This window comes from Streptomyces sp. NPDC057900, from assembly GCF_042887885.1.
In the GTDB taxonomy this organism is placed as follows: Bacteria; Actinomycetota; Actinomycetes; order Streptomycetales; family Streptomycetaceae; genus Streptomyces.
Genome location: NZ_JBHVOI010000005.1, coordinates 323,971 through 346,980, shown reverse-complemented (window position 1 = coordinate 346,980; position 23,010 = coordinate 323,971). Strand labels below are relative to the sequence as shown.

Annotated in this window: 23 protein-coding genes and 1 riboswitch; of the genes, 10 read left to right on the top strand and 13 right to left on the bottom strand. The window is 71.4% G+C overall.

The features are described from left to right. Positions 1 to 14 precede the first annotated feature (14 nt). From ACFVQ0_RS21820 to ACFVQ0_RS21800, 5 genes are all read right to left on the bottom strand, one after another. Positions 15 to 1,010, bottom strand: coding sequence for a hypothetical protein (locus ACFVQ0_RS21820; protein ID WP_390090373.1), 996 nt, complete (start codon positions 1,008 to 1,010; stop codon positions 15 to 17). Positions 1,011 to 1,060: 50 nt separating this feature from the next. Further along, complete coding sequence (gene metF / locus ACFVQ0_RS21815; RefSeq protein ID WP_390090370.1) at positions 1,061 to 1,978, bottom strand: methylenetetrahydrofolate reductase [NAD(P)H]; 918 nt, start codon at positions 1,976 to 1,978, stop codon at positions 1,061 to 1,063. Positions 1,979 to 2,114: 136 nt separating this feature from the next. Beyond that, positions 2,115 to 2,768 carry a thiamine phosphate synthase gene (gene thiE, locus ACFVQ0_RS21810; protein ID WP_390090368.1) on the bottom strand — a complete coding sequence of 218 codons (654 nt, stop codon included), beginning with the start codon at positions 2,766 to 2,768 and terminating at the stop codon, positions 2,115 to 2,117. Between the two features lie 97 nt (positions 2,769 to 2,865). Continuing rightward, entirely contained in the window at positions 2,866 to 3,231 is a 366-nt protein-coding gene (locus tag ACFVQ0_RS21805) for an Rv2175c family DNA-binding protein (protein ID WP_123526562.1), read from the bottom strand. Positions 3,232 to 3,314: 83 nt separating this feature from the next. After that, positions 3,315 to 4,496 (bottom strand): NAD(P)/FAD-dependent oxidoreductase, encoded by a 1,182-nt coding sequence (locus ACFVQ0_RS21800; RefSeq protein ID WP_390090757.1) that lies wholly within the window; start codon positions 4,494 to 4,496, stop codon positions 3,315 to 3,317. A gap of 193 nt (positions 4,497 to 4,689) precedes the next feature. Then, positions 4,690 to 4,802, top strand: a riboswitch (TPP riboswitch). Between ACFVQ0_RS21800 and thiO the strand changes: the two genes are divergently transcribed. From thiO to ACFVQ0_RS21770, 6 genes are all read left to right on the top strand, one after another. Then, the gene (gene thiO, locus ACFVQ0_RS21795; RefSeq protein WP_390090366.1) at positions 4,794 to 5,978 is read left to right on the top strand and encodes a glycine oxidase ThiO; all 1,185 of its coding nucleotides are present in this window, start codon (positions 4,794 to 4,796) and stop codon (positions 5,976 to 5,978) included. Its footprint overlaps the riboswitch before it by 9 nt. Then, complete coding sequence (gene thiS / locus ACFVQ0_RS21790; protein ID WP_390090364.1) at positions 5,975 to 6,193, top strand: sulfur carrier protein ThiS; 219 nt, start codon at positions 5,975 to 5,977, stop codon at positions 6,191 to 6,193. The genes thiO and thiS overlap by 4 nt, the downstream gene beginning before the upstream one ends. 2 nt (positions 6,194 to 6,195) lie before the next feature. Beyond that, positions 6,196 to 6,990, top strand: coding sequence for a thiazole synthase (locus ACFVQ0_RS21785; protein WP_390090362.1), 795 nt, complete (start codon positions 6,196 to 6,198; stop codon positions 6,988 to 6,990). A 123-nt stretch (positions 6,991 to 7,113) separates the two neighbouring features. Continuing rightward, positions 7,114 to 9,033: a Stk1 family PASTA domain-containing Ser/Thr kinase gene (gene pknB, locus ACFVQ0_RS21780; RefSeq protein ID WP_390090360.1), complete on the top strand. Its 1,920-nt coding sequence runs from the start codon at positions 7,114 to 7,116 to the stop codon at positions 9,031 to 9,033. Positions 9,034 to 9,039: 6 nt separating this feature from the next. Beyond that, a complete protein-coding gene (locus ACFVQ0_RS21775) occupies positions 9,040 to 9,918 on the top strand; it encodes a deoxyribonuclease IV (protein WP_390090358.1) in 879 nt (292 codons plus the stop codon). A gap of 70 nt (positions 9,919 to 9,988) precedes the next feature. Further along, on the top strand, positions 9,989 to 10,480 hold the full coding sequence (locus tag ACFVQ0_RS21770; protein WP_390090356.1) for a DUF4396 domain-containing protein: 492 nt from the start codon (positions 9,989 to 9,991) through the stop codon (positions 10,478 to 10,480). Between the two features lie 15 nt (positions 10,481 to 10,495). Here ACFVQ0_RS21770 and ACFVQ0_RS21765 read toward each other — a convergent pair whose 3' ends face one another. Then, complete coding sequence (locus ACFVQ0_RS21765) at positions 10,496 to 11,128, bottom strand: sulfite oxidase-like oxidoreductase (RefSeq protein WP_073735556.1); 633 nt, start codon at positions 11,126 to 11,128, stop codon at positions 10,496 to 10,498. A 154-nt stretch (positions 11,129 to 11,282) separates the two neighbouring features. On the opposite strand from ACFVQ0_RS21765, the gene bfr reads away from it, so the two are divergent. After that, complete coding sequence (gene bfr / locus ACFVQ0_RS21760; RefSeq protein ID WP_390090354.1) at positions 11,283 to 11,762, top strand: bacterioferritin; 480 nt, start codon at positions 11,283 to 11,285, stop codon at positions 11,760 to 11,762. A 6-nt stretch (positions 11,763 to 11,768) separates the two neighbouring features. Here the strand turns inward: bfr and ACFVQ0_RS21755 are convergent, their stop codons facing one another. Both ACFVQ0_RS21755 and ACFVQ0_RS21750 read right to left on the bottom strand, forming a co-directional pair. Further along, entirely contained in the window at positions 11,769 to 12,035 is a 267-nt protein-coding gene (locus ACFVQ0_RS21755) for a bacterioferritin-associated ferredoxin (RefSeq protein WP_390090352.1), read from the bottom strand. Between the two features lie 170 nt (positions 12,036 to 12,205). After that, on the bottom strand, positions 12,206 to 13,552 hold the full coding sequence (locus ACFVQ0_RS21750) for a class II 3-deoxy-7-phosphoheptulonate synthase (RefSeq protein ID WP_390090755.1): 1,347 nt from the start codon (positions 13,550 to 13,552) through the stop codon (positions 12,206 to 12,208). Positions 13,553 to 13,739: 187 nt separating this feature from the next. Here ACFVQ0_RS21750 and ACFVQ0_RS21745 point away from each other — a divergent pair, with 187 nt between their 5' ends. The 3 genes from ACFVQ0_RS21745 (at position 13,740) to ACFVQ0_RS21735 (ending at position 17,840) form a co-directional block, all read left to right on the top strand. Next, positions 13,740 to 15,761 carry an N-acetylmuramoyl-L-alanine amidase gene (locus tag ACFVQ0_RS21745; protein ID WP_390090350.1) on the top strand — a complete coding sequence of 674 codons (2,022 nt, stop codon included), beginning with the start codon at positions 13,740 to 13,742 and terminating at the stop codon, positions 15,759 to 15,761. Positions 15,762 to 15,781: 20 nt separating this feature from the next. Further along, positions 15,782 to 15,838 (top strand): trp operon leader peptide, encoded by a 57-nt coding sequence (locus tag ACFVQ0_RS21740; RefSeq protein ID WP_073735655.1) that lies wholly within the window; start codon positions 15,782 to 15,784, stop codon positions 15,836 to 15,838. A 97-nt stretch (positions 15,839 to 15,935) separates the two neighbouring features. Then, positions 15,936 to 17,840 (top strand): anthranilate synthase family protein, encoded by a 1,905-nt coding sequence (locus ACFVQ0_RS21735; RefSeq protein ID WP_390090348.1) that lies wholly within the window; start codon positions 15,936 to 15,938, stop codon positions 17,838 to 17,840. 10 nt (positions 17,841 to 17,850) lie between these two features. Here the strand turns inward: ACFVQ0_RS21735 and ACFVQ0_RS21730 are convergent, their stop codons facing one another. The 5 genes from ACFVQ0_RS21730 to ACFVQ0_RS21710 all read right to left on the bottom strand — a co-directional run bounded on the left by ACFVQ0_RS21730 (position 17,851) and on the right by ACFVQ0_RS21710 (position 22,854). Beyond that, positions 17,851 to 18,855: a 2-hydroxyacid dehydrogenase gene (locus ACFVQ0_RS21730; RefSeq protein ID WP_390090346.1), complete on the bottom strand. Its 1,005-nt coding sequence runs from the start codon at positions 18,853 to 18,855 to the stop codon at positions 17,851 to 17,853. Between the two features lie 121 nt (positions 18,856 to 18,976). Next, on the bottom strand, positions 18,977 to 20,005 hold the full coding sequence (locus tag ACFVQ0_RS21725) for a 6-phosphofructokinase (protein WP_390090344.1): 1,029 nt from the start codon (positions 20,003 to 20,005) through the stop codon (positions 18,977 to 18,979). Between the two features lie 110 nt (positions 20,006 to 20,115). Next, complete coding sequence (locus ACFVQ0_RS21720; protein ID WP_390090342.1) at positions 20,116 to 20,811, bottom strand: response regulator; 696 nt, start codon at positions 20,809 to 20,811, stop codon at positions 20,116 to 20,118. Next, positions 20,808 to 22,043, bottom strand: a complete 1,236-nt coding sequence (gene macS / locus ACFVQ0_RS21715) for a MacS family sensor histidine kinase (RefSeq protein WP_390090753.1) — start codon at positions 22,041 to 22,043, stop codon at positions 20,808 to 20,810. Before macS ends, ACFVQ0_RS21720 begins: the two co-directional genes overlap by 4 nt. 52 nt (positions 22,044 to 22,095) lie before the next feature. Then, positions 22,096 to 22,854, bottom strand: a complete 759-nt coding sequence (locus tag ACFVQ0_RS21710; protein ID WP_390090751.1) for a lysophospholipid acyltransferase family protein — start codon at positions 22,852 to 22,854, stop codon at positions 22,096 to 22,098. Positions 22,855 to 23,010: the final 156 nt, after the last annotated feature.

Genomic DNA, 23,010 nt, shown 5'->3' with positions numbered 1-23,010 from the left:
CGCCCGCTCCGGGCTCAGTAGCGGTACTGGTCGTTGTGGCCGGTGTCGTAGCCGTTCGGGTACGGGGCCGGCTCGGCGGGCTGCTCCGGGGGCATCGGGGCGTAGTGCTGCTCGCCCTCGCGCTGCTGCGGCACCCAGACCCCGCCCGGAGGCGTCTCGGGGGCGTACTGCTCGGAGGGGGCGTACGGGTCCGCGTACTGCGGCCGGCCGCCGTTGCTGTCGTGGTTCCCGTAGCTGTCGTACGTACCGTACTGCGGGGCGCCCGTGGTCGTGCCGGTGCCGATGTACGGGTCGGAGTACGCGGCGTACTGCTGCCCGGAGGTGCCGTAGTCGTACTGCCCGGCGCCCGCGTAGCCGTCCTGGCCCGCGTAGGTCTCCTGGCCGGGATAGCCGGCCTGGCTGCCGTAGGTGTCCTGGCCCTCGTAGGTGTCCTGGCTGCCGTAGGCGTCCTGGCCCTGCGCCGGGTACGCGGAGTAGTCGGTGTAGGGCTCGTAACCCGCGTACTGCGGCTGGCCCTGGGGCTGTTCGGGTCCCTGGTGCTGCTGGGGCTCCTCCCGGGACCGGGGGTCGGTGTAGACGCCGTACTGGCCGGTGTCGTCCGGCAGGGGCTCCGGCTCGTAGACCGCAGCCGGGCCCTGCGGGGCGTGGGACGGTTCCGGCGGCGTGGAGCCGGGCTCGTACTCCGTCTCCAGGTCCGATACCTGCAGCCGGGGCTCGCGGTCGCCGTTCCCACGGCGGCGGCGGCTCTCGCCGGGGCTGCCGCCTATGGCCCAGCCGGTCGAGAAGCCGCGCCGGAACGAGAGCGTGACGTACGTCTGGCCCGTCGCGAAGGCGATCGCGCCGACCACGATGACGGGCACGGACGGCATCAGGACACCGATGACCACACCGACGAATCCGGTGAAGGCGAGCAGACGCCAGCGGAGCCGCGCCTTGTACTGGAGCAGCACCTCTCCGAGCAGCCACAGCGCAACGATGCCGAACGCGATGTAGAGGACCGTCCAGCCCATGCCCGCCCCCTTCTACGGCCACCGCCCCGGAGCTCGGCGGGTACGGCCGGTCACGACTGCTTGTGCAGTCCGAGATTTTCGTAGATTTCGAGCGTCGCCGTCGAGTTGTTCAGCGTGATGAAGTGCAGCCCGGGGACACCCTCGGAGAGCAGCTTCGCGCAGAACCGCGTTGCGAAGTCGATGCCAATGGAGCGTACAGCGGCGGGATCGTCCTTGACGGCGAGGATGCGTTCTTTCAGGGCTGTGGGCAGCGTCGCGTTGCTGAGCTGCGCGAATCGCTCCAATTGCCGGACGCTGGTGAGGGGCATCACCTCGGGAATGACCGGGGTTTCGCAACCGGCGGCGACCACTCGGTCACGCATCCGCAGATAGTCCTCCGGGTCGAAGAACATCTGGGTGATCGCGTAGTCCGCGCCGGCGCGGCACTTGTCCACGAAGTGCCGGATGTCGGTGTCCCAGTCGGCGGAGCGCGGATGCATCTCGGGGAAGGCCGCGACGCCGACGCAGAAGTCCCCGGACTCCTTGATCAGCCGGACGAGATCCGCCGCGTACCGCACGCCCTGCGGATGCTCGACCCACGGGCCCATCGGGTCGCCGGGCGGGTCGCCGCGCACGGCGAGGATGTTCCGGATTCCGGCGTCCGCGTACTGGCCGATCATGTTGCGCAGTTCGGCGATGGAGTGGTTCACCGCCGTGAGGTGCGCGACCGGGGTGAGGGTGGATTCGGCGGCGATGTCCTGGGTCGCCTTCACCGTCCCGGCGCGGGTGGACCCGCCGGCTCCGTACGTCACGGAGACGAAGCTCGGGCCGACCGCCTCGATCCGGCGCAGCGCGTTCCAGAGGTTCCGTTCACCCTTCTCGGTCTTGGGCGCCCAGAACTCGAACGAGTGCAGGGTCTTGCCGGTCGCGAGCATCTCGCGCACGGTGCGCGCGCGATCTGTCCTGGTGGAGGGTGTACCGAAGGCCATAACGGCAGGTTAACCAGGGCGTGACGGCCACCCAACCGAACTGGAGAGATTTGCCCTAATTGACCGGTTCTTGTCCACGCTTCGGACACCGATGTCCCAAACACGCCCCTCGGGAAGGCCCGGCGGACCCGCCGGATCACGCGTCGGAGCGCGCCCGGACCCGGCCGGCCAGCTCGGCCGCGGCGGCGGCCGGATCCGGCGCCTCGGTGAGGGCCCGTACGACGACGACGCGGCGCGCTCCGGCGTCGAGCACCTCGTCGAGGTTGCCCGCGTCGATCCCGCCGATGGCGAACCAGGGGCGGGCCTGCGCGAGCGAGGCCGCGTACCGGACGAGGTCCAGACCGGGCGCGTGGCGGCCGGGCTTGGTCGGGGTGGGCCAGCAGGGGCCGGTGCAGAAGTAGTCGACGCCGGGCTCGGCCACCGCCGCGTCGACCTCGGCCTCCGCGTGCGTGGAGCGGCCGATGACGACGTCCTGGCCGATGATCGCGCGGGCGGCGGGCACCGGCAGGTCGCCCTGGCCCAGGTGCAGCACGTCGGAGCCGATGGCGTGCGCGACGTCGGCCCGGTCGTTGACCGCGAGGAGCTTGCCGTGCCGCCGGCACGCGTCGGCGAGGACCGCGAGGTGTTCGAGCTCCTCCGCGGCCTCCATCCCCTTGTCGCGGAGCTGGACGATGTCCACTCCGCCGGAGAGCACCGCGTCGAGGAACTCGGGGAGGTCTCCCTGGCGCCTGCGGGCGTCCGTGCACAGGTAGAGCCGGGCATCGGACAGCTGTGCGCGAGGCGTGGACATGGCGAAGTTCCCCCGGGAGAGCGATGGCGTCGGTCAGGTGGTGCGGAAGGGATGCGGGCCGCGCCGTGCGCCCCGCATCCCCCGGTACGGCGGAAGGTCAGACGGCGAGCGCCTGGGCGCGGCGCTTCACCTCCGTGCCGCGATTCTCACTCAGCGCCTGCGCGGGCGTGCCCGGCAGGCTCGGGTCGGGGGTGAAGAGCCATTCCAGCATCTCCTCGTCGGAGTAGCCGTCATCCCTCAGGAGCGTCAGGGTCCCCGAGAGGCCCTTGACCACCTTGTCGCCGTCGATGAAGGCGGCGGGCACCTGAAGTGCGCGGTTCTCACCACGTCGTACGGCGATGAGCTGGCCCTCCTTGACCAGCTGCCGTACACGCGTCACCTGGATATCGAACATTTCGGCGATATCGGGAAGGTGGAGCCAGGCAGGGACGAGAGCATCGATCTTTGCGTCAATCTCGGTCACGGGACAAGCCTGCCATCCCGGACTGACAGCCGATACCCGGACTCCGCCCTTCAGGGCCCGACACACCCCGTCGGCGGTGCGGGCTACTGGCGTACCGCCGATTTCAGCGGCACCGAGGCGTCACCGGCCCGCTCCGGATCGAGCGGTGTCCCCGCCTCGATGAACTTGCGTCCCTGGATCAGGTCACGCGGGCGGCCCACGGAGAGCACCGCGGCCAGCACGCCGTCCCGCAGCCAGCACACCGACCAGGCGGGACCGTCCGGATCGCCGCGCCACAGCAGGGTGTCCGCGCCCTCGTGGTGGCCCGCGTACTGCACGAACCTGCCGAACTGCTCGGACCAGAAGTAGGGCACGGGGTCGTAGGCGGGCGGCTCGGCCCCGTCCGGCGAAGCCCCGATGATGTGGGCGGCCGCGGTCCGCGGCCCCTGGAGCGCGTTGTCCCAGTGGTGGACCAGCAGCCGCGCCCCGTAGCGCGCGGAGGGGAAGGAGGCGCAGTCGCCGACCGCGTACACATCGGGCAGCGAGGTGCGGAGCGCCGCGTCGGCGGTCACGGAGCCGTCGGGCCCGAGCGCGACGCCGGACCCGGCCAGCCAGCCGGTGGCGGGGTGGGCGCCGATCCCGACGACGACGGCGTCGGCCGGCAGGCTTCGGCCGTCCGCCAGGAGCACCCGGCCGGGCTCGACCCCGGCTACCCGCGCCCCGGTCAGCAGCGTGGCGCCGCTCTCCGCGTACCAGGCGGCCATCGGGGCGGCGACCTCGGCGGGCAGGGCGCCCGCGAGGGGGCGGTCCGCGGCCTCGACGACGGTGACTTCGCAGCCCGCCGAGCGGGCCGCGGTGGCGAACTCGGCGCCGATCCAGCCCGCGCCGACGACCACGACGGTGTGCCCCGCGTCCAGGACGGGCCGCAGCCGCGCCGCGTCGTCCAGGGTGCGCAGCAGATGGACCCCCGGCACCCCCTCGGAGCCGGGCAGCACGACGGGTTCGGCTCCGGTGGCGATGACCAGGACGTCGTAGGGGACGGGCCCCTGCGAGGTGTCCAGTTCGTGGTCCCCGGCACGCAGGCCCGTGACCTCGCGGCCCAGCCGCAGCTCGATGGAGAGTGCCTCGAAGTCGATGTCGAAGGCGGATTCCTCGGCCTTGCCGAGCAGCACCGCCTTGGACAGCGGTGGCCGGTCGTAGGGCTGGTGGGGTTCGGCGCCGATGAGGGTGAGGGCGCCGGTGAAGCCCTGTTCCCGCAGGGCCACCGCCGTCTGCACACCCGCCATGCCCGCGCCGACGACGACCACCCGCCGTCCGGCCCGCTCCGACTGCCGCTCCGGCCGCTCTGCCCGCTGCTGCTCGTTCACCCGACCACCTTAATCAACTGACGGTCCGTCAGGAAAGGGGTTCCTCACCGTCCTCGTACCGCCGGCCTCCTGCTTTACCCGTCCAGCGGGGCTGGGTCTAGGGTGGCCCACGTAAAAGACTCGCGGGAGCCCGGACGTACCGGGCTGAGAGGGAGGCTGGGCGGCCTCCGACCGTACGAACCTGATCCGGGTCATGCCGGCGAAGGGAGGGGCTGGATGCCCACGCCTGTCCACCGCGCGAGCGGGTACGAGGTCCTCGTCATCGGGGGCGGCGTCATCGGGCTGGTCACCGCCTGGCGGGCCGCGCAGCGCGGTCTGGCCGTCGCGGTCGTCGATCCCGATCCCGGCGGCGGGGCCGCCCGGGTCGCGGCCGGAATGCTGGCCGCCGTCACCGAGCTGCACTACGGCGAGGAGATGCTGCTGGGGCTCAACGTCGCCTCCGCAGCGCGCTATCCGGCGTTCGCGGCCGAGCTGGAGTCGGCGAGCGGGCAGGACATCGGCTTCCGCGCCTGCGGCACCCTGGCCGTCGCGCTGGACACCGACGACCGCGCCCATCTGCGGGAGCTGCACGAGCTGCAGCGCCGCTCCGGGCTGGAGTCGCAGTGGCTCACCGGCCGGGAGTGCCGGCGCCTGGAGCCGATGCTCGCGCCGGGCGTACGCGGCGGGCTGCGGGTCGACGGCGACCACCAGGTCGACCCGCGCCGGCTGTCCGCCGCGCTGCTGACGGCCTGCGAGCGGGCCGGGGTCGTCTTCCACCGGCAGCGGGCCGAGCGGCTCTCGGTGGTGCGCGACCGGGCGACCGGTGCGGTACTGGCCGACGGTACGCGGACGGAGGCCGATCAGGTCGTGCTCGCCGCCGGCAGCCTGAGCGGCCGGCTCGCGGGGGTGCCGGACCACGTCCGGCCGCCCGTCCGCCCGGTCAAGGGCCAGGTGCTGCGGCTGACCGTACCCACCGCGTACGCCCCCTTCCTCAGCCGCACCGTCCGGGCCGTGGTCCGGGGCAGCCACCTCTACCTCGTGCCGCGCGAGAACGGCGAACTGGTGGTCGGCGCCACCAGTGAGGAGATGGGCTGGGACACCACCGTCACGGCGGGCGGGGTCTACGAGCTGCTGCGCGACGCCCACGAGCTGGTGCCCGGCATCACCGAGCTGCCGCTCACCGAGACGCGCGCCGGTCTGCGCCCCGCCTCCCCCGACAACGCCCCGCTGCTCGGCCGCACCGCGCTGCCCGGCCTCCACCTCGCCACCGGCCACCACCGCAACGGGGTGCTCCTCACCCCGGTCACCGGTGACGCCATGGCGCAGCTGCTGGCCGACGGCGAGCTGCCCGAGGTGGCCCGCCCCTTCTCCCCCGGCCGCTTCCCGGCCGCCGCCCCCGTACGACAGGAGCAGCCCGCATGACCGCGCCCACTTCCCTGGCCGTCTCCGTGAACGGCGAGACCGTCACCGTCGCCGGTGGCACCACCCTGGACGCCCTCGTCGCGACCCTGACCGAAGCGCCCTCCGGGGTCGCGGCGGCGCTGAACGAGACCGTCGTGCCGCGCGGCCAGTGGTCCGCCGCGAAGCTCGCGGACGGCGACCGGGTCGAGGTCCTGACCGCCGTCCAGGGAGGCTGACCGTGTCAGAGGACCTCTTCACCCTCGGGGACACCGTTTTCGGCTCCCGGCTGATCATGGGGACGGGCGGGGCGCCCAGCCTCGATGTGCTGGAGCGCGCGCTGACCGCGTCCGGCACCGAGCTGACCACCGTCGCGATGCGCCGCCTGGACCCGACCGTGCAGGGCTCCGTGCTCTCCGTACTGGAGAAGCTCGCCATCCGGGTGCTGCCGAACACGGCGGGCTGCTTCACGGCGGGCGAGGCCGTGCTCACCGCCCGGCTGGCCCGCGAGGCGCTCGGCACCGACTGGGTCAAGCTGGAGGTGGTGGCCGACGAGCGCACCCTGCTGCCCGACCCGGTCGAGCTGCTGGACGCCGCGGAGATCCTGGTGGACGACGGGTTCACCGTGCTGCCGTACACCAACGACGACCCGGTGCTGGCCCGGAAGCTGGAGGACGTGGGGTGCGCGGCGGTCATGCCGCTCGGCTCCCCCATCGGTTCGGGCCTCGGCATCCGCAATCCGCACAACTTCCAGCTGATCACCGAGCGGGCCGGGGTCCCGGTGATCCTGGACGCGGGCGCCGGTACGGCCTCGGACGCGGCGTTCGCCATGGAGCTCGGGTGCGCGGCTGTGATGCTCGCCTCCGCGGTGACCCGCGCCCAGGAGCCCGAGCTGATGGCCGCCGCGATGCGGCACGCGGTGGAGGGCGGGCGCCTCGCGTACCGGGCGGGCCGGATTCCGCGCCGCCACTTCGCGGAGGCGTCGTCGCCGGTGGCGGGGCGCGCGGCGCTGGATCCGGAGCGCCCCGCGTTCTGACCCGTACCCTCCGGAGCCGTGGCGGCGGTGGATCGCGTGTCCCTGTCACGGCTCGGCTGCAGTACGACCGCAGGATTGCCCCGGGCAGTCGGTGGTGTCCGTGGCGGCTCGTAGACTCGCTGCGTGGATACGACCCTCCAGGACCCTCTCGTCGGGCAGCTGCTCGACGGCCGCTACCGCGTCGATGCCCGCATCGCCGTGGGCGGCATGGCCACGGTCTACCGGGCCATGGACACCCGCCTCGACCGGGTGCTCGCCCTCAAGGTGATGCACCCGGCGCTCGCGACCGACGCCTCGTTCGTCGAGCGCTTCATCCGCGAGGCCAAGTCGGTGGCGGGGCTCGCGCACCCCAATGTGGTCGGGGTCTTCGACCAGGGGGCCCAGGAGCAGTACGTCTACCTGGCCATGGAGTACGTCGCGGGCTGCACGCTGCGCGATGTGCTGCGCGAGCGCGGCGCGCTGCAGCCGCGGGCCGCGCTGGACATCCTGGAGCCGGTGCTCGCCGCGCTCGGCGCCGCGCACCGGGCCGGCTTCGTACACCGGGACATGAAGCCGGAGAACGTACTCATAGGCGACGACGGCCGGGTCAAGGTCGCGGACTTCGGCCTGGTACGTGCCGTGGGCACGGTGACCAACACCACCGGGTCGATCCTGGGCACCGTCTCCTATCTCGCCCCCGAGCAGATCGAGCACGGCACCGCGGACACCCGCGCCGATGTGTACGCGTGCGGTGTGGTGCTGTACGAGATGCTCACCGGCGCCAAGCCGCACACCGGGGAGTCCCCGGCCCAGGTCATCTACCAGCATCTCAACGAGGACGTCCCGGCCCCCTCCGCCCTCGTCCCCGGGCTCGCGCCCGAGCTGGACAGGCTGGTCGCGAGCGCGACCGCGCGCGACCCCGAGGTGCGGCCGTTCGACGCGGTGGCGCTGCTCGCCGAGGCCCGCGAGGCCCGCGCCGGCCTCACCGACGCCCAGCTGGACGCCGTACCGCCGCAGGCCCTGGCGGAGGTGCGCGACGCCGCCGAGGACCGCACGAGCGTGATCCACCGAGTGCTGCCGCCCGGTCAGGGCACCGCCCACCACACCAGCCGGCTGGAGATGCCCCCGCCGCTGCCGCCGGAGCGGCCCGCCCGCCGGGCCGGGTTCCTCGGCGGCCCCCGGCGCGGCCTTATCGCCTCGCTCGTCGCGGTGCTGCTGGTCCTGGGGATCGGCGGCGGCGTCTGGTATATCAACTCGGGACAGTTCACCCACGTCCCCCGGGTGCTCGGCCAGAGCGAGAAGGCGGCGAAGGAGCGGCTGTCGGACGCCGGTCTGGAGCTGAAGGGCGTGGAGCGCGCCTACAGCGACACCGTCGAGCGCGGCAAGGTGATCGACAGCGACCCGAAGTCGGCCGCCCGGATCCGGGGCAACGGCTCGGTCGAGCTCGTCGTCTCGCGCGGGCCCGAGATCGTGAAGGTGCCCGATGTCGGGGGCGTCACGCTGGCCGAGGCCAAGCGCCGGCTGACGAAGGCGGGCCTGGTGCCCGGCATGACCACCAAGGAGTTCAGCGAGGACGCGGCGGCCGGTGAGGTGGTGCGCACGGACCCGGAGGCCGGTGCCGAGCGCCACCCGGACACCGCGGTCGCGCTCGTGGTCTCCAAGGGCAGCCCGGTCGACGTCCCCGACGTCACCGGCCTCTCCGTCGAGGACGCCACCGACGCGCTGGACGAGGAGGGGCTGAAGGCCAAGGTGCTGCCGGGCCGGGTGAACAGCCCGCAGGACGCGGGCGACGTCGCCAAGCAGTCACCGGCCGAGGGCAGGGAGGCCGCGGAGGGCGACACCGTCACGCTGACGGTCTCCAAGGGCCCGCGGATGATCGACGTACCGGACGTCACCGGCAAGGACGTGGACGACGCCCGTGGCGAGCTGGAGGACGCGGGCTTCGAGGTCAAGGTCGACCGCCCGTTCCTCTCCTTCAGCGACACGGTCGCGAGCCAGTCCGTGGACGGCGGCGACCGGGCGCCCGAGGGCAGCACCGTCACCATCAAGACCAAGGGGCTCTAGATCCGTATGCGCAACCCTGTCGGCGGCCACATCCCGGTGGCCGGCGGCCTCGCCAAGGTCGGACTGCCCTACGCCCGGGAGATGGGGGCGGAGGCCGTCCAGGTCTTCGTGGCCAATCCGCGCGGCTGGGCGACCCCCGCGGGGAACCCCGCGCAGGACGAGCGGTTCCGGGCCGAGTGCGCCGCCGCGTCCATGCCCGCGTACGTGCACGCCCCGTACCTGATCAACTTCGGCTCGCACACCGCGGCGACCGTGGAGAAATCCGTGGACTCGCTGCGCCACTCCTTGCGCCGCGCCCGCGAGATCGGCGCCCTGGGCGTCGTGGTGCACACCGGCTCCGCGACCAACGGCAGGCCTCGCGAGGAGGCGCTGGCCCAGGTGCGCACGCATATGCGCCCGCTGCTGGACGAGCTGACGCACGACGACGACCCGTTCCTGCTGCTGGAGTCGACCGCGGGCCAGGGTTTCTCACTCTGCTCGCGGACCTGGGACTTCGGTCCGTACTTCGAAGCGCTCGACGCCCATCCGAAGCTCGGCGTCTGCCTCGACACCTGCCACATCTTCGCGGCCGGACACGATCTGGCCGGTCCGGGCGGGATGAAGGAGACGCTGGACCTGCTGGTGGAGACGGTCGGCACCGGCCGGCTGAAGCTGATCCACGCCAATGACTCCAAGGACGTGGCCGGTGCCCACAAGGACCGGCACGAGAACATCGGCGCGGGTCATATCGGTGAGGAGCCGTTCCGGGAGCTGTTCTCCCATCCGGCCACCGAGGGCGTGCCGCTGGTCATCGAGACCCCGGGCGGCAAGGAGGGCCACGCTGCGGACGTGGCCCGGCTGAAGGAGCTGCGCGACCGGAGCCGGCAGAGCTCCGCCCACGAATGACGGAATACCCCAGGGGGGTATGTGGTTCCTGTAGTCGTCAGGAACCGCGATCCGGCATTGGGGGATCAACATGCAGGACCACGCACAGCACGCGGAGCACACACAGCACGCAGAGCACACGGGGCACGTCGGATGGGCCATGGCGGCCCGTGCCACCCTGCACTGCCTCACCGGCTGCGCCATCGGTGAGGTGCTCGGCATGGTGGCCGGTACGGCGTTCGGCTGGGGCAACACGGCGACGATGGTTCTCGCGATCGCGCTGGCGTTCTTCTTCGGCTACACGCTGACGCTGCGCTCCGTCCGTAAGGCCGGCGTCGACTTCCGTACGGCCTTCCACGTCGCGCTCGCCGCCGACACGCTCTCCATCGCGGTGATGGAACTGATCGACAACGGGCTGATCGCGCTGTGGCCGGGCGCGATGGACGCGACACTCGCGGACGCGCTGTTCTGGGGGACGCTCGCGCTCTCGCTGGCCGTCGCCTTCGTCGTCACCACACCGGTCAACAAGTGGATGATCGGGCGCGGCAAGGGGCACGCCGTGGTGCACCGGTACCACCACTGAGGCGGTCCGGGGAGGTCAGAGCTCGGGGCCGTCCCCGGGCTCCTCCTGGTAGGAGTAGCGCTGTTCCTTCCACGGATCGCCGACGTTGTGATAGCCGCGCTCCTCCCAGAAGCCGCGGCGGTCGGCGGTCATGTACTCGATACCCCGGACCCACTTGGGGCCCTTCCAGGCGTAGAGCTGCGGAACCACGAGCCGGAGCGGGAAGCCGTGCTCCGCGGTGAGCAGCTCGCCGTCCTTGTGGGTGGCGAACAGGGCCCGCTCGGCCGTGAAGTCGTCGATCCTGAGGTTCGAGCTGAATCCGTATTCGGCCCAGACCATCACATGGGTGACATGGGGCGCGGGCGGTGCGAGTGCGACGACGTCGCGGACGAGCACGCCGCCCCACTCGGCGCCGAGCATGCTGAATTTCGTCACGCAGTGCAGATCCGCGACGACCGAGGAGAACGGCAGTTCCGAGAATTCCTGATGGTTCCAGCAGTGCTTGTCGCCATCGGCGGTGGCCCCGAAAACGCGGAATTCCCAGCGCTCGGGTTTGAACTTCGGCACCGGCCCGTAATGGGTGACCGGCCAGCCGCGCTGAAGTCGCTGTCCCGGCGGAAGCTCGGACTGCTCTGCTGCGCGGTTTTCCCGGCTTTCCGGCTGACCCATGACTCCATGGTGACAGACAGGCAGGGGTGGTCATGACCAGCACAGAGACGATTCGGGCATGCGTTACTAAGCATGTACTTACTGGACGGCCACCGGGTGCGATGCGAAGATGCGGCCAACTTGCCCAGTTCACCGGTTGGAAGGAGCCTCTGCGATGCAGGGCGACCCCGAGGTCCTTGAGTTCCTGAACGAGCAGCTGACCGCCGAATTGACTGCCATCAATCAGTATTTCCTGCACGCGAAGATGCAGGACAACTTCGGCTGGACGAAGCTCGCGAAGTACACGCGCTCCGAGTCGTTCGACGAGATGAAGCACGCCGAGATCCTGACCGACCGGATTCTGTTCCTCGACGGGCTGCCGAACTATCAGCGGCTCTTCCACGTCCGGGTGGGCCAGACGGTCACCGAGATGTTCCAGGCGGACCGCCAGGTCGAGGTGGAGGCGATCGACCGCCTCAAGCGGGGCATCGAGCTGATGCGCGCCAAGGGCGACATCACGTCCGCGAACATCTTCGAGTCGATCCTGGCCGACGAGGAGCACCACATCGACTATCTCGACACCCAGCTGGACCTGGTCGAGAAGCTCGGCGAGCCGCTCTACATCGCGCAGCTGATCGAGCAGCCGGAGAGCTGACCCGGCTCAGGCGGCTTCGGGGAAGCCCGCCGCCGGTGCGGGAGCGGTGCCCGCGTCGAGTCGCTCGACGGTGCCGGCGGGCTGCTTCCGGTCGAGCAGTTCGCGACGCGGACAGGCGCCGCGGCCGAGCATCGCCTGGATGGTGCGCACACAGCCGCCGCAGTCGGTACCCGCCTTGCAGGCGGAGGCTATCTGGCGGGGCGTGCAGGCGCCGGCTTCCGCATGCTTCTTGACCTGCTGCTCCGTAACGCCGAAGCACGAGCAGACGTACATGCGGTTTCACCTCCCGGCGGGACGAGGTCGTGCGGCCGCCCCGATAATCGGTGAGGCTAACCTAACCTTACCCGCCACTCCAGGGTGGTAAAAGCCCCGGAACGCCCTGTGGGGCACGGATCACATCGATCCGTGCCCCACAGTCGTACGTGCGCCACCTGCCGTGATGGCTACTGGTCCCGGTACATCTCGGCGACCAGGAACGCGAGGTCCAGCGACTGGCTGCGGTTGAGCCGCGGGTCGCAGGCCGTCTCGTAACGCTGGTGCAGGTCGTCCACGAAGATCTCGTGGCCGCCGCCGACGCACTCGGTGACGTCGTCGCCGGTGAGCTCGACGTGGATGCCGCCCGGGTGGGTGCCGAGGCCCTTGTGCACCTCGAAGAAGCCCTTGACCTCGTCCAGGACGTCGTCGAAGCGGCGGGTCTTGTGGCCGGACGCGGCCTCGAAGGTGTTCCCGTGCATCGGGTCGGTGACCCAGGCGACGGTGGCACCGGAGGCGGTGACCTTCTCGACCAGCTCGGGGAGCTTGTCGCGGACCTTGTCGGCGCCCATCCGGACGATGAAGGTCAGCCGGCCGGGCTCGCGCTCGGGGTCGAGGCGGTCGATGTAGCCGAGCGCCTCGTCGACGGTGGTCGTCGGCCCGAGCTTGATGCCGATGGGGTTGCGGATCTTCGAGGCGAACTCGATGTGCGCGCCGTCCATCTGGCGGGTGCGCTCACCGATCCACACCATGTGGCCCGAGGTGTCGTACAGCTCGCCGGTGCGCGAGTCGGTGCGGGTCAGCGCCGACTCGTAGTCCAGCAGCAGGCCCTCGTGCGAGGAGTAGAACTCGACGGCCTTGAACTCGGCCGGGTCGGTGCCGCACGCCTTCATGAAGTTCAGCGCGCTGTCGATCTCGCGGGCCAGTGCCTCGTAGCGCTGGCCGGACGGGGACGACTTCACGAAGTCCTGGTTCCAGGCGTGCACCTGGCGCAGGTCGGCGTAACCGCCGGTGGTGAAGGCGCGCACGAGGTTCAGCGTGGAAGCGGACGCGTGGTACATCTGCTTCAGCCGCTCCGGGTCCGGAACGCGCTCGGCCTCGGTGAAGGCGAAGCCGTTGACGGAGTCGCCGCGGTAGGTCGGCAGGGTCACGCCGTCGCGGGTCTCGGTCGACTTGGAGCGGGGCTTGGAGTACTGGCCGGCGATCCGGCCCACCTTGACGACGGGCACGGAGGCCGCGTAGGTGAGGACGGCGCTCATCTGGAGCAGCGTCTTCAGCTTGGCGCGGATGTGCTCGGCCGACACGGCGTCGAAGGCCTCGGCGCAGTCACCGCCCTGAAGCAGGAACGCCTCGCCCTTGGCGACGGCTCCCATGCGGGCGCGCAGCTGGTCGCACTCGCCCGCGAAGACGAGCGGCGGATACGACGCGAGGTCCGCGAGTACATCGCGCAGCGCCTCGGAGTCGGGGTACTCGGGCTGCTGCGCCGCGGGAAGGTCTCGCCAGGTGTTGCCACCGGCGACGGAGGTATTGGCGTTCACGGTCACGGGTCCCACATTACGGGGTCATGTCGAGTGCTTTTTCTGGTGCTCAGTGACTGAGACGGATGACGTGGCGCGCCAGTGACCGGGGACACAGCCGGGTACTGCTACCGTCTCGACCTCCGGTTTTGACTGATTCGACCGCAGGGGTGGGGATTTGAAGCGAAACCATCGCAAAGATCTCAGGATGCGTCGCCTGCTCCACGGGGTGGGGGTTGCGGTCGTGGTGACCGCCGCGGTCACGGCCGCAGCCATGGCGTCCCAGGCCACCGTGACGGCCGACGGCGGACCGGTCGCGTCGGCGGCCACCTCGCTGCAGACCCGGTTCGCGGACGCGGCGCGCGAGTTCGGCGTACCGCAGAACGTGCTGATGGCGGTCGCGTACCGCCGGACGCTGTGGGAGAGCCACCACGGCGAGCCGAGCACCAGTGGCGCGTACAACGTGATGGGGCTCACCCGGGTCACCGAGGACGACATCGAGCAGCCGACGGACGCGGAGCGGCTCGCGCACCTGAACCTGAGCGGCGACCCGGCCGTGACGAGGCGTTTCGACGCCGGTCGCGCGCTGCGCGCCCTGCCGAAGCGGGTGGACACCGGCGCCGCCGCGCTGCACACGCTGGACGAGGGCGCGAAGCTCATCGGCAGGACGGCGGGCTCGGTGCGGGAGGACGCCGCGCAGTCCGTCCGCGCGGGCGCGGCGCTGCTCGCGAAGTACCAGCGCGAGGCCACCGGCTCGCTGCCCGAGGACGCCGGCCGGTGGTACCCGGCCGTCGCGCGCTACAGCCAGGCGCCGGACACCAAGGGCGCCACGCTGTTCGCCGACCGGGTCTTCGAGTCGGTCAGGAGCGGCGAGAGCCGTACGACGGCGGACGGCGAGCGGCTGTCACTGCCCGCAGACCCGTCGGTGACCCCGGTCAGGCCCGCCAGGACGCGGTCGGCCGCGCCGGAAGCCAGCGGCGCACCCGCCCCGGAGTGCCCCACCGGGCTGAACTGCGACTTCGAGCCCGCCGCCTACCAGCAGAACAGTTCCACCCCGGACGACTTCGGCAACTACAACGTGGCCGACCGGCCGGCGAACGGCGAGGACATCCGCTACATCGTCGTCCACGACACGGAGGGCGGGTACGACGGTTCGCTCGCGGCGTTCCGGAACCCGGCGTCCTACGCGAGCGCGCACTATCTGATCCGGGCCCGGGACGGACTGGTCACCCAGCTGGTCAGGACCAAGGACGAGGCCTGGCACGCGGCCAACAAGACCGTGAACATGCACTCGATCGGGATCGAGCACGAGGGCTACGCGATCAAGTCGGGCAGCTGGTACACCGAGCCGCAGTACGAGTCGTCCGCCGCACTGGTGAAGTACCTCGCCGCCCGGTTCGCCGTCCCGCTCGACCGTGAGCACATCATCGGCCACGACGAGGTGCCGGGCGTCCTGGACACCGGTGTCGCGAGCCAGCACTGGGACCCGGGCCCCTTCTGGGACTGGAACCACTACATGTCCCTGATCGGCGCCCCGGCCGGCGGCGGTGCGGGCGGACCGGTCGAGGCCGGCCAGGTCGTCAGGGTGGTGCCGCCGTTCACCGCGGCGAACCAGCCGGCGCTGACGTACGACGGCGCCGCGGTGGCCGGGCGGCCGGCGAACTTCGGCTACCTCTACACCTCGGCCTCCACCGCCGCCGCGATGATCACAGACCCGTACCTGCCGGGTGTGACGGCCACCGACGCGCCGAACTGGGGCAACAAGGTCGTCGCGGGCGGCGCGTACGTCGTCGCGGAGGCCCGGGCCGACTGGACGGCCATCTGGTACGGCGGCAGGAAGGCCTGGTTCCAGAACCCCGGCGGCCGGTTCACCGAGGCCGTCACCGGGACCGGCACGGCGGTGCTGACGCCCAGGGCGGGCGCGTCGTCCATCCCGGTGTACGGACGCGCCTACCCGGAGGACGCCGCCTACTCGGGCACCGGCGTCCCGGTGCAGGAGAAGAACGGCGAGTCGCTGTCGAAGTACACCGTCCCGGCCGGCCAGGCCTACCCCCAGGCCGGTCCGGCGCAGGCCGGTGACTACTGGTTCGCGGGTACGTTCGCCGGTACGGCAGCGAACGACCGCACTCTGGTGAAGGGCGGCACGAACCTCTTCTACCCGATCCGGTACAACCACCGCATCGGCTGGATCAGGGCGAGCGACGTCCGGATCGGGCCGCCCAGGGCCTGATCGTGGGTTATGGTTCAGCCATGTTCGCGCACTCGACCCGTAATTGGTGGTGGACCGCTCATCCGGCGGCCCACTGACTGCGCGTACACAGAAACGCAGAGGCCGCCCGAGGGGCGGCCTTTTCCGTTTTCACGGGCCGTTCCTCCCAGCTGATCCCACTGGAAGGAACCCGGCATGACGCCGCACATGACCCCGCACCCGGCACCGCACACGCTCGTCCAGCGACTCCTCGGTGCCGACTGCCCGCCGTTCGCCCTGCTCCGCAGGCGCACCCCCGGCCATGACCACGACACCGTCGAGGTGCTGATCGGTGAGGTGCGGGAGGTGGACCGGCTGGCGGACCTCCCGGTCGGTGAGCGGCCCTCGCTCGCCCTGGTCCCGTTCCGGCAGATCGCCGAGCGCGGCTTCGACGTGCGGGACGACGGGACGCCGCTGTCCGTGCTGGTCGCGGACGAGACGTACACGCTGCCGCTCGACGAGGCGCTGGAGCTGCTCCCCACGCATGAGGTGCGGGTCAGGGACGGTGCGTTCGACGTTCCGGACGAGGAGTACGCGGGGACCGTCCGGCGGGTCATCGAGGACGAGATCGGCCGGGGCGAGGGCGCGAACTTCGTCATCCGGCGGACCTTCCGGGGCGAGATCCCCGGCTTCGGACGGTCGGACGCCCTGGCGCTGTTCCGGCGGCTGCTGGCGGGCGAGCGGGGCGCGTACTGGACGTTCGTCGTGCACACCGGGGCCAGGACGCTGGTCGGCGCCAGCCCGGAGGTGCATGTGCGGATGTCGGGCGGGACGGTCGTGATGAATCCGATCAGCGGCACCTACCGCTACCCCGCTGAGGGACCGACCGCCGAGAACCTGCTGAAGTTCCTCGGCGACCGCAAGGAGACCGAGGAGCTCTCCATGGTGGTCGACGAGGAACTCAAGATGATGTGCACCGTCGGCGACATGGGCGGGGTGGTGATCGGCCCCCGGCTCAAGGAGATGGCCCATCTCGCGCACACCGAGTACGAGTTGCGCGGGCGTTCCTCGCTGGACGTGCGCGAGGTGCTGAAGGAGACCATGTTCGCGGCGACGGTCACCGGCTCCCCCGTGCAGAACGCCTGCCGCGTCATCGAGCGGTACGAGTCCGGCGGGCGCGGCTACTACGCGGGCGCGCTGGCCCTCCTGCGGCAGGGCCCGGACGGGGCGCAGACGCTGGACTCACCGATCCTGATCCGGACCGCCGACATCTCGCCCGGCGGTGAGCTGCGGGTTCCGGTCGGCGCGACGCTGGTGCGTCACTCGGACCCGGAGAGCGAGGTGGCGGAGACCCACGCCAAGGCGGCCGGCGTGCTGACCGCGCTGGGGGTGCGGCCGGGGCGTCCGCGCGCGGAGGAGGCCCGGCCGCTGCTGGCCGCGGACCCCCGGGTGCGGGCGGCGCTGGACGCCAGGCGGGACGGGCTCGCGCCGTTCTGGCTGCGGATGCAGGAGCGCACCGACGAACTGTCCGGCCATGCGCTGGTCATCGACGGCGAGGACACGTTCACCGCGATGCTCGGGCATCTGCTGCGCGCTTCGGGGCTCGACGTGTCGGTGCGCCGCTACGACGAGCCGGGGCTGCGCGAGACCGTGCGGGCGCACGAGGGCCCGATCGTGCTGGGGCCCGGCCCCGGCAACCCGGGCGACGCGGCCGATCCGAAGATGCGGCTGCTGCGGGGGCTGGCCGCCGAACTGGTCCGGGACCACCGGCACGGGCTGCTGGGGGTGTGCCTGGGCCATGAGCTGATCGCGGCGGAGCTGGGTCTCGACATCGTCCGCAAGGCGGTGCCGTACCAGGGTGCGCAGACCCGGATCGAGCTGTTCGGCCGCCCGGAGACCGTCGGCTTCTACAACAGCTTCACCGCGCGCTGCGACGAGGCCTCCGTCACCGAGCTGGCGGCGCACGGCATCGAGGCGAGCGTGGACGGGGCGACCGGGGAGCTGCACGCGCTGCGCGGGGACGGCTTCGCCTCGGTGCAGTTCCACCCGGAGTCGGTGCTGACGCTGCGCGGCGCGGCGATCGTGGGCGAGCTGCTGGCGGGGCTGCCGGTGCGCGGCTGAGAGAGCGGGCTCAGGGGGCGGGCGCCGCGGGGACCAGGACGTTCTCGCTGCGCCGGCCGGCCAGGTAGTCGTCGATGTTGCGGACGGTGGCGTCGATGATCTGGCCGACCGCGTCCTCCGTGTAGTACGCCTGGTGCGAGGTGACGATGACGTTGGGGAAGGTGACCAGCCGGGCGAGCGTGTCGTCGTCGACGCCCTCCAGAGACTTGTCGAGGAAGAAGAGCCCGGCCTCGGCCTCGTACACGTCGAGTCCGACGCCGAGGAACCGGCCGGCCCGCAACTCCCCGACCAGGGCCGTGGTGTCGACGAGTCCGCCCCGGCTGGAGTTGATCAGGATCGCGTCGTCCTTCATCCGGGCCAGCGCCTCTCTGCCGATGACGTGGTGCGTCGAGGGGAGCAGCGGAACGTGCAGACTGATCAGGTCGGACTCGGCCAGCAGCTGCTCCTTCTCCACGTAGCGCATGCCCAGCTCGACGCAGGCCGGGTTCTCCGCGACGTCCCAGCCCAGCAGATTCATGCCGAAGCCATGGGCGATCCGGGTGAAGGCCTCCCCGATCTTGCCGGTGCCGACGATGCCGGCCGTGCGGCCGTGCATGTCGCGGCCGAGGAGCCCGTCGAGGCGGAAGTCGAAGTCGCGGGTGCGGCTCGCGGCCCGGATGACGCGGCGGTTGACCGCCATGGCGAGGGTCCAGGCGAACTCGGCGACGGCGTACGGGGAGTAGTAGGAGACCCGGGCGACGCGCATGGCGAGGCGCTCCGCGACGTCCAGGTCGATGTTGTTGAAGCCCGTGGAGCGCTGGGCGATCATCTGGGTGCCGCCGGCCGCGAGGGTCTGCAGTACGGAGCTGCCCAGGTCGGCGTTGACGCTGGTGGAGACGGCCTCGTAGCCGGCCGCGATGGGCGCGGTGTCCTGGTTCAGGAAGACGTCCAGGCAGCGGACCTCGTGCTTCCCGGCGAAGGCTTTCTCGATCAGCGGCTTCTCGTCGGACTGCACACCGAAGGCCAGGATTTCCACGACGTCTCCCGTGACTGATGCGGGCGGGGTGCCGGGTCCCGGCGCGCACCGTGGTGCGGGTCCGGACCCGGTCCGGTCATCGCGAATATACGGCCGGGGCGCCCGGCACGCCGCCCGGCCCTCAGCCGAAGAAGACCTCCGCCTCCGCGTAGAGCGCCGGGTCGACCGTCTTGAGCCGGGCGGTCGCCTCCGCGATCGGCACCCGGACGATGTCCGTGCCGTTCAGGGCGACCATCTTCCCGAAGTCGCCGTCGTGCACGGCGTCGATGGCGTGCAGGCCGAACCGGGTGGCCAGCCAGCGGTCGAAGGCGCTGGGGGTGCCGCCGCGCTGGATGTGGCCGAGGACGGTGGTCCTGGCCTCCTTGCCGGTGCGGCGCTCGATCTCCTTGGCCAGCCACTCACCGACCCCGGAGAGCCGGACATGGCCGAAGGAGTCCTGCGAGCCGTCCTTGAGGACCATCTCGCCCTCCGCGGGCATGGCTCCCTCCGCGACCACCACGATCGGGGCGTAGCTCGCCCGGAACCGGGAGGCGACCCAGGCGCAGACCTGGCCGACGTCGAAGCGCTGTTCCGGGACGAGGATGACGTTGGCGCCGCCGGCCAGTCCCGAGTGGAGCGCGATCCAGCCGGCGTGGCGGCCCATCACCTCGACGACGAGGACCCGCATATGGGACTCGGCCGTGGTGTGCAGCCGGTCGATGGCCTCGGTGGCGATGTTGACGGCGGTGTCGAAACCGAAGGTGTAGTCGGTGGCGGAGAGGTCGTTGTCGATGGTCTTGGGTACGCCGACGCAGTGGATCCCGTACTCCTCGGACAGGGTCGCCGCCACGCCGAGGGTGTCCTCGCCGCCGATCGTGACGAGTGCGTCGACCTCGTACCTGTCGAGGTTGTCGCGGATGCGGCGGACGCCGTGATCCGCCTTGAGGGGGTTGGTGCGCGAGGAACCGAGGATGGTGCCGCCGCGCGGCAGGATGCCGCGCACCGCCGGGATGGAGAGCGGGACCGTCACCCCCTCCAGCGGTCCCCGCCAGCCGTCCCGGAATCCGATGAAGTCGTAGTCGTACTCCTGCACGCCCTTGCGGACGACGGCACGGATGACCGCGTTGAGCCCGGGGCAGTCGCCGCCCCCGGTCAGTACTCCGACCCGCATGGAAGCATCCCTTCGCCGAAGTGAGCCCACTCCACTCCACGCTAAGGTGATCCAGGTCACAACGGGATGGGTCGTACGGTCAATTCCCGTGCAATGTCCGGGTGTTGATCTCAGACGTCGTCGAGGCCGCGCTCGATCGCGTACCGCACCAGCTCCACCCGGTTGTGCAACTGGAGCTTGCCCAGGGTGTTCTGGACGTGGTTCTGGACGGTGCGGTGCGAGATGACCAGCCGTTCCGCGATCTGCTTGTACGAGAGCCCCTTGGCGACCAGCCGCAGCACCTCGGTCTCCCGCTCCGTCAGCTCCGGGGCCTTCGGCTCGTCGGAGGCCGCGGGGGCCGGCTCGGAGGCCAGCCTGCGGTACTCGCCGAGTACGAGTCCGGCGAGGCCGGGGGTGAAGACCGGATCGCCGGCCGCGGTGGAGCGGACCGCCTCGGTCAGCTCCTGGGTGCTCGCGGACTTGAGCAGGTAGCCGGTGGCGCCCGACTTGACCGCCTCCAGCACATCGGCGTGCTCGCCGCTCGCGGAGAGCACCAGGACCCGCAGCCCGGGGTGCGCGCCGACCAGCTCCTTGCAGACCTGGACGCCCGGCATCCCGGGCAGGTTGAGGTCGAGGACCAGGACGTCGGGGGTGACGGCCCCGGCCCGGCGGACCGCCTGGGGGCCGTCGCCCGCCGTCGCCACCACGTCGAACCCGGACTCCGCGAGGTCACGGGCGACGGCGTCGCGCCACATCGGGTGGTCGTCGACCACCATGACCCTGATGGACAGCTGCTGCCCGGCGCCCTCTTCGTGTGCTCTGCTCATCGGACTGAACCCGCCTTCCCCCGTGAAACCTTCGGGACCTTCGGAACCTTCAACTCGACCTCGGTGCCCTGGCCGGGTACCGAGATCAACTCTGCCGTGCCGCCGAGCTCCCGCAGTCTGCCGCGTATCGACAGGGCCACCCCGAGCCGCCCCTCGCCCTCGGCCTGGGCGAGCCGCCCCTCCGGGATGCCCGGACCGTCGTCCCGGACCGTGACGATCACCTCGTCCGGCCAGTCCTCGACCAGGATCCAGGCCTGGGCGCCCTCCCCCGCGTGCACCCGGACATTGTCCAGGGCGGCGCTGACCGCGGCGGCCAGCTCCATCGCCGCCGGGGGCGGGAGCAGCACCGGGGCGCCGGGCTCGGCGAAGCTGACCCTGGATCCGGCGTGCGGGGCGAGCAGGGCGCGCAGATCGGTCTCGCCGGGGGCGCCGGGCTCGTCGTCGTCCGTCTCGACGGTACGCACCACGGCGCCCTCGGCGGCGTCCTCCGAAACCCGGGTGGGCGGCACCAGGCCGCTGGAGACCAGGGTGCGCAGGGCGACCTCCTGCTCCCCGGCCATCCGGCCCAGCTCCGCGGCCTCGCCCCCGATCGCCGTACCCCTTCGCTGCACCATCGCCAGGACCTGGAGCACGCTGTCGTGGATGTCGCGGGCCAGGCGTTCCCGTTCCCGGGTCGCGGCCTCGATCTCCAGGGCGCGGGCGAGGGTGCGCTCACTGGCGCGGGCCACCTCGACGACGTAACCGATCGCGATGGAGGCGACCCAGACCAGCAGGACGTTGTGCAGGGTGTCGCGGCTGGGCTCGGCGCGCTCGATCAGGTTGGCGACGGCGACGAAGGTGGAGGCGAAGGCCGCCCAGCGCCAGCCGCCCTTGATCGCGAAGGCCAGCACGGAGCCGGCGGTCCAGATGGACGGCAGCGTCGGACCGTCCATGTGCTGGGCCTGGAAGTCCGCGAGCGGGGTCAGCAGGATGCCGGCGAGGGCGAGCGCGAGATCGATGCCGAGGAAGCGCTTGGTGCAGGCCACCGCGCCGGCCACCTTCGGCAGGGTGGCGAGCGTCCAGACGGCCATGACCGTCAGGAAGGCGATGGCCACCCAGGGCCGTTCGTACTTGTCGCGTCCGAAGACGGCGAGCAGGATCGCGTAGAGCATCGTGAGAATGCGGTACGCGGTCAGCGCACGCCACAGCGGCTGCTCGACCGACATCCGCACGACCCGCACCCGTCTGGCCATCTTCTTCTCCCCCACGCCGGACCTCTCCCCGCCCCCGACGGACCGCAGCCCGTCAGGCGCCGCCGCGGTCCCCGTCCGTACCCGGCTGCCCGTCCCGGCGGCCGGACCCGGCCCGCTTGGCGGCCTCCGCCTGCCGCTTCGCCTCGTCCGCGAGCTGCCGCTTGGCGGCGGTCGCGTAGATGTCCACGTACTCCTGCCCGGAGAGCCTCATGATCTCGTACATCACCTCGTCGGTGACCGAGCGCAGGATGAAACGGTCGCCCTCCATGCCGTGGTAGCGGCTGAAGTCGAGCGGCTTGCCGATCCTGATCCCCGGGCGCATCAGCTTGGGCACCACCTGGCCGGGCGGCTGGATCTTCTCCGTGTCGATCATCGCGACGGGGATGACCGGCGCCCCGGTCGCGAGCGCCACCCGGGCCAGCCCGCCGGGCTTGCCCCGGTAGAGGCGGCCGTCGGGCGAGCGGGTGCCCTCCGGGTAGATGCCGAAGAGACCGCCGCTCTCGATCACCTCGATACCGGCCTTGATCGCCGCCTCGCCGGCGCCCCGGGCGCCCGAGCGGTCCACCGGGAGCTGGCCGACACCCTTGAAGAAGGCGGCGGTCAGCTTGCCCTTCACGCCCGGCGCGGTGAAGTACTCGGCCTTGGCGATGAAGGTGACCTTGCGGTCCAGGACCGCGGGCAGGAAGAAGGAGTCGGAGAACGACAGATGGTTGCTCGCGAGGATCGCCGGTCCCTGCGCGGGGATGTTCTCCAGGCCCTCCACCCACGGCCTGAAGGCGAGCTTCAGAGACCCGCCGATGGAGAACTTCATAGCGCCGTAGATCAACTCGGGTGCCTCCTGTGTGCTGTCGATCAGACCATAGAGCATCCGTCCACCCCCGCCCCCGGTGACGGCCCTGGTCGGTGTCGGTCCGGTCGCGTACGGTGAAGTAATCCTCTGCACTCCCCCCTTTCGCTCCCCTTCGAG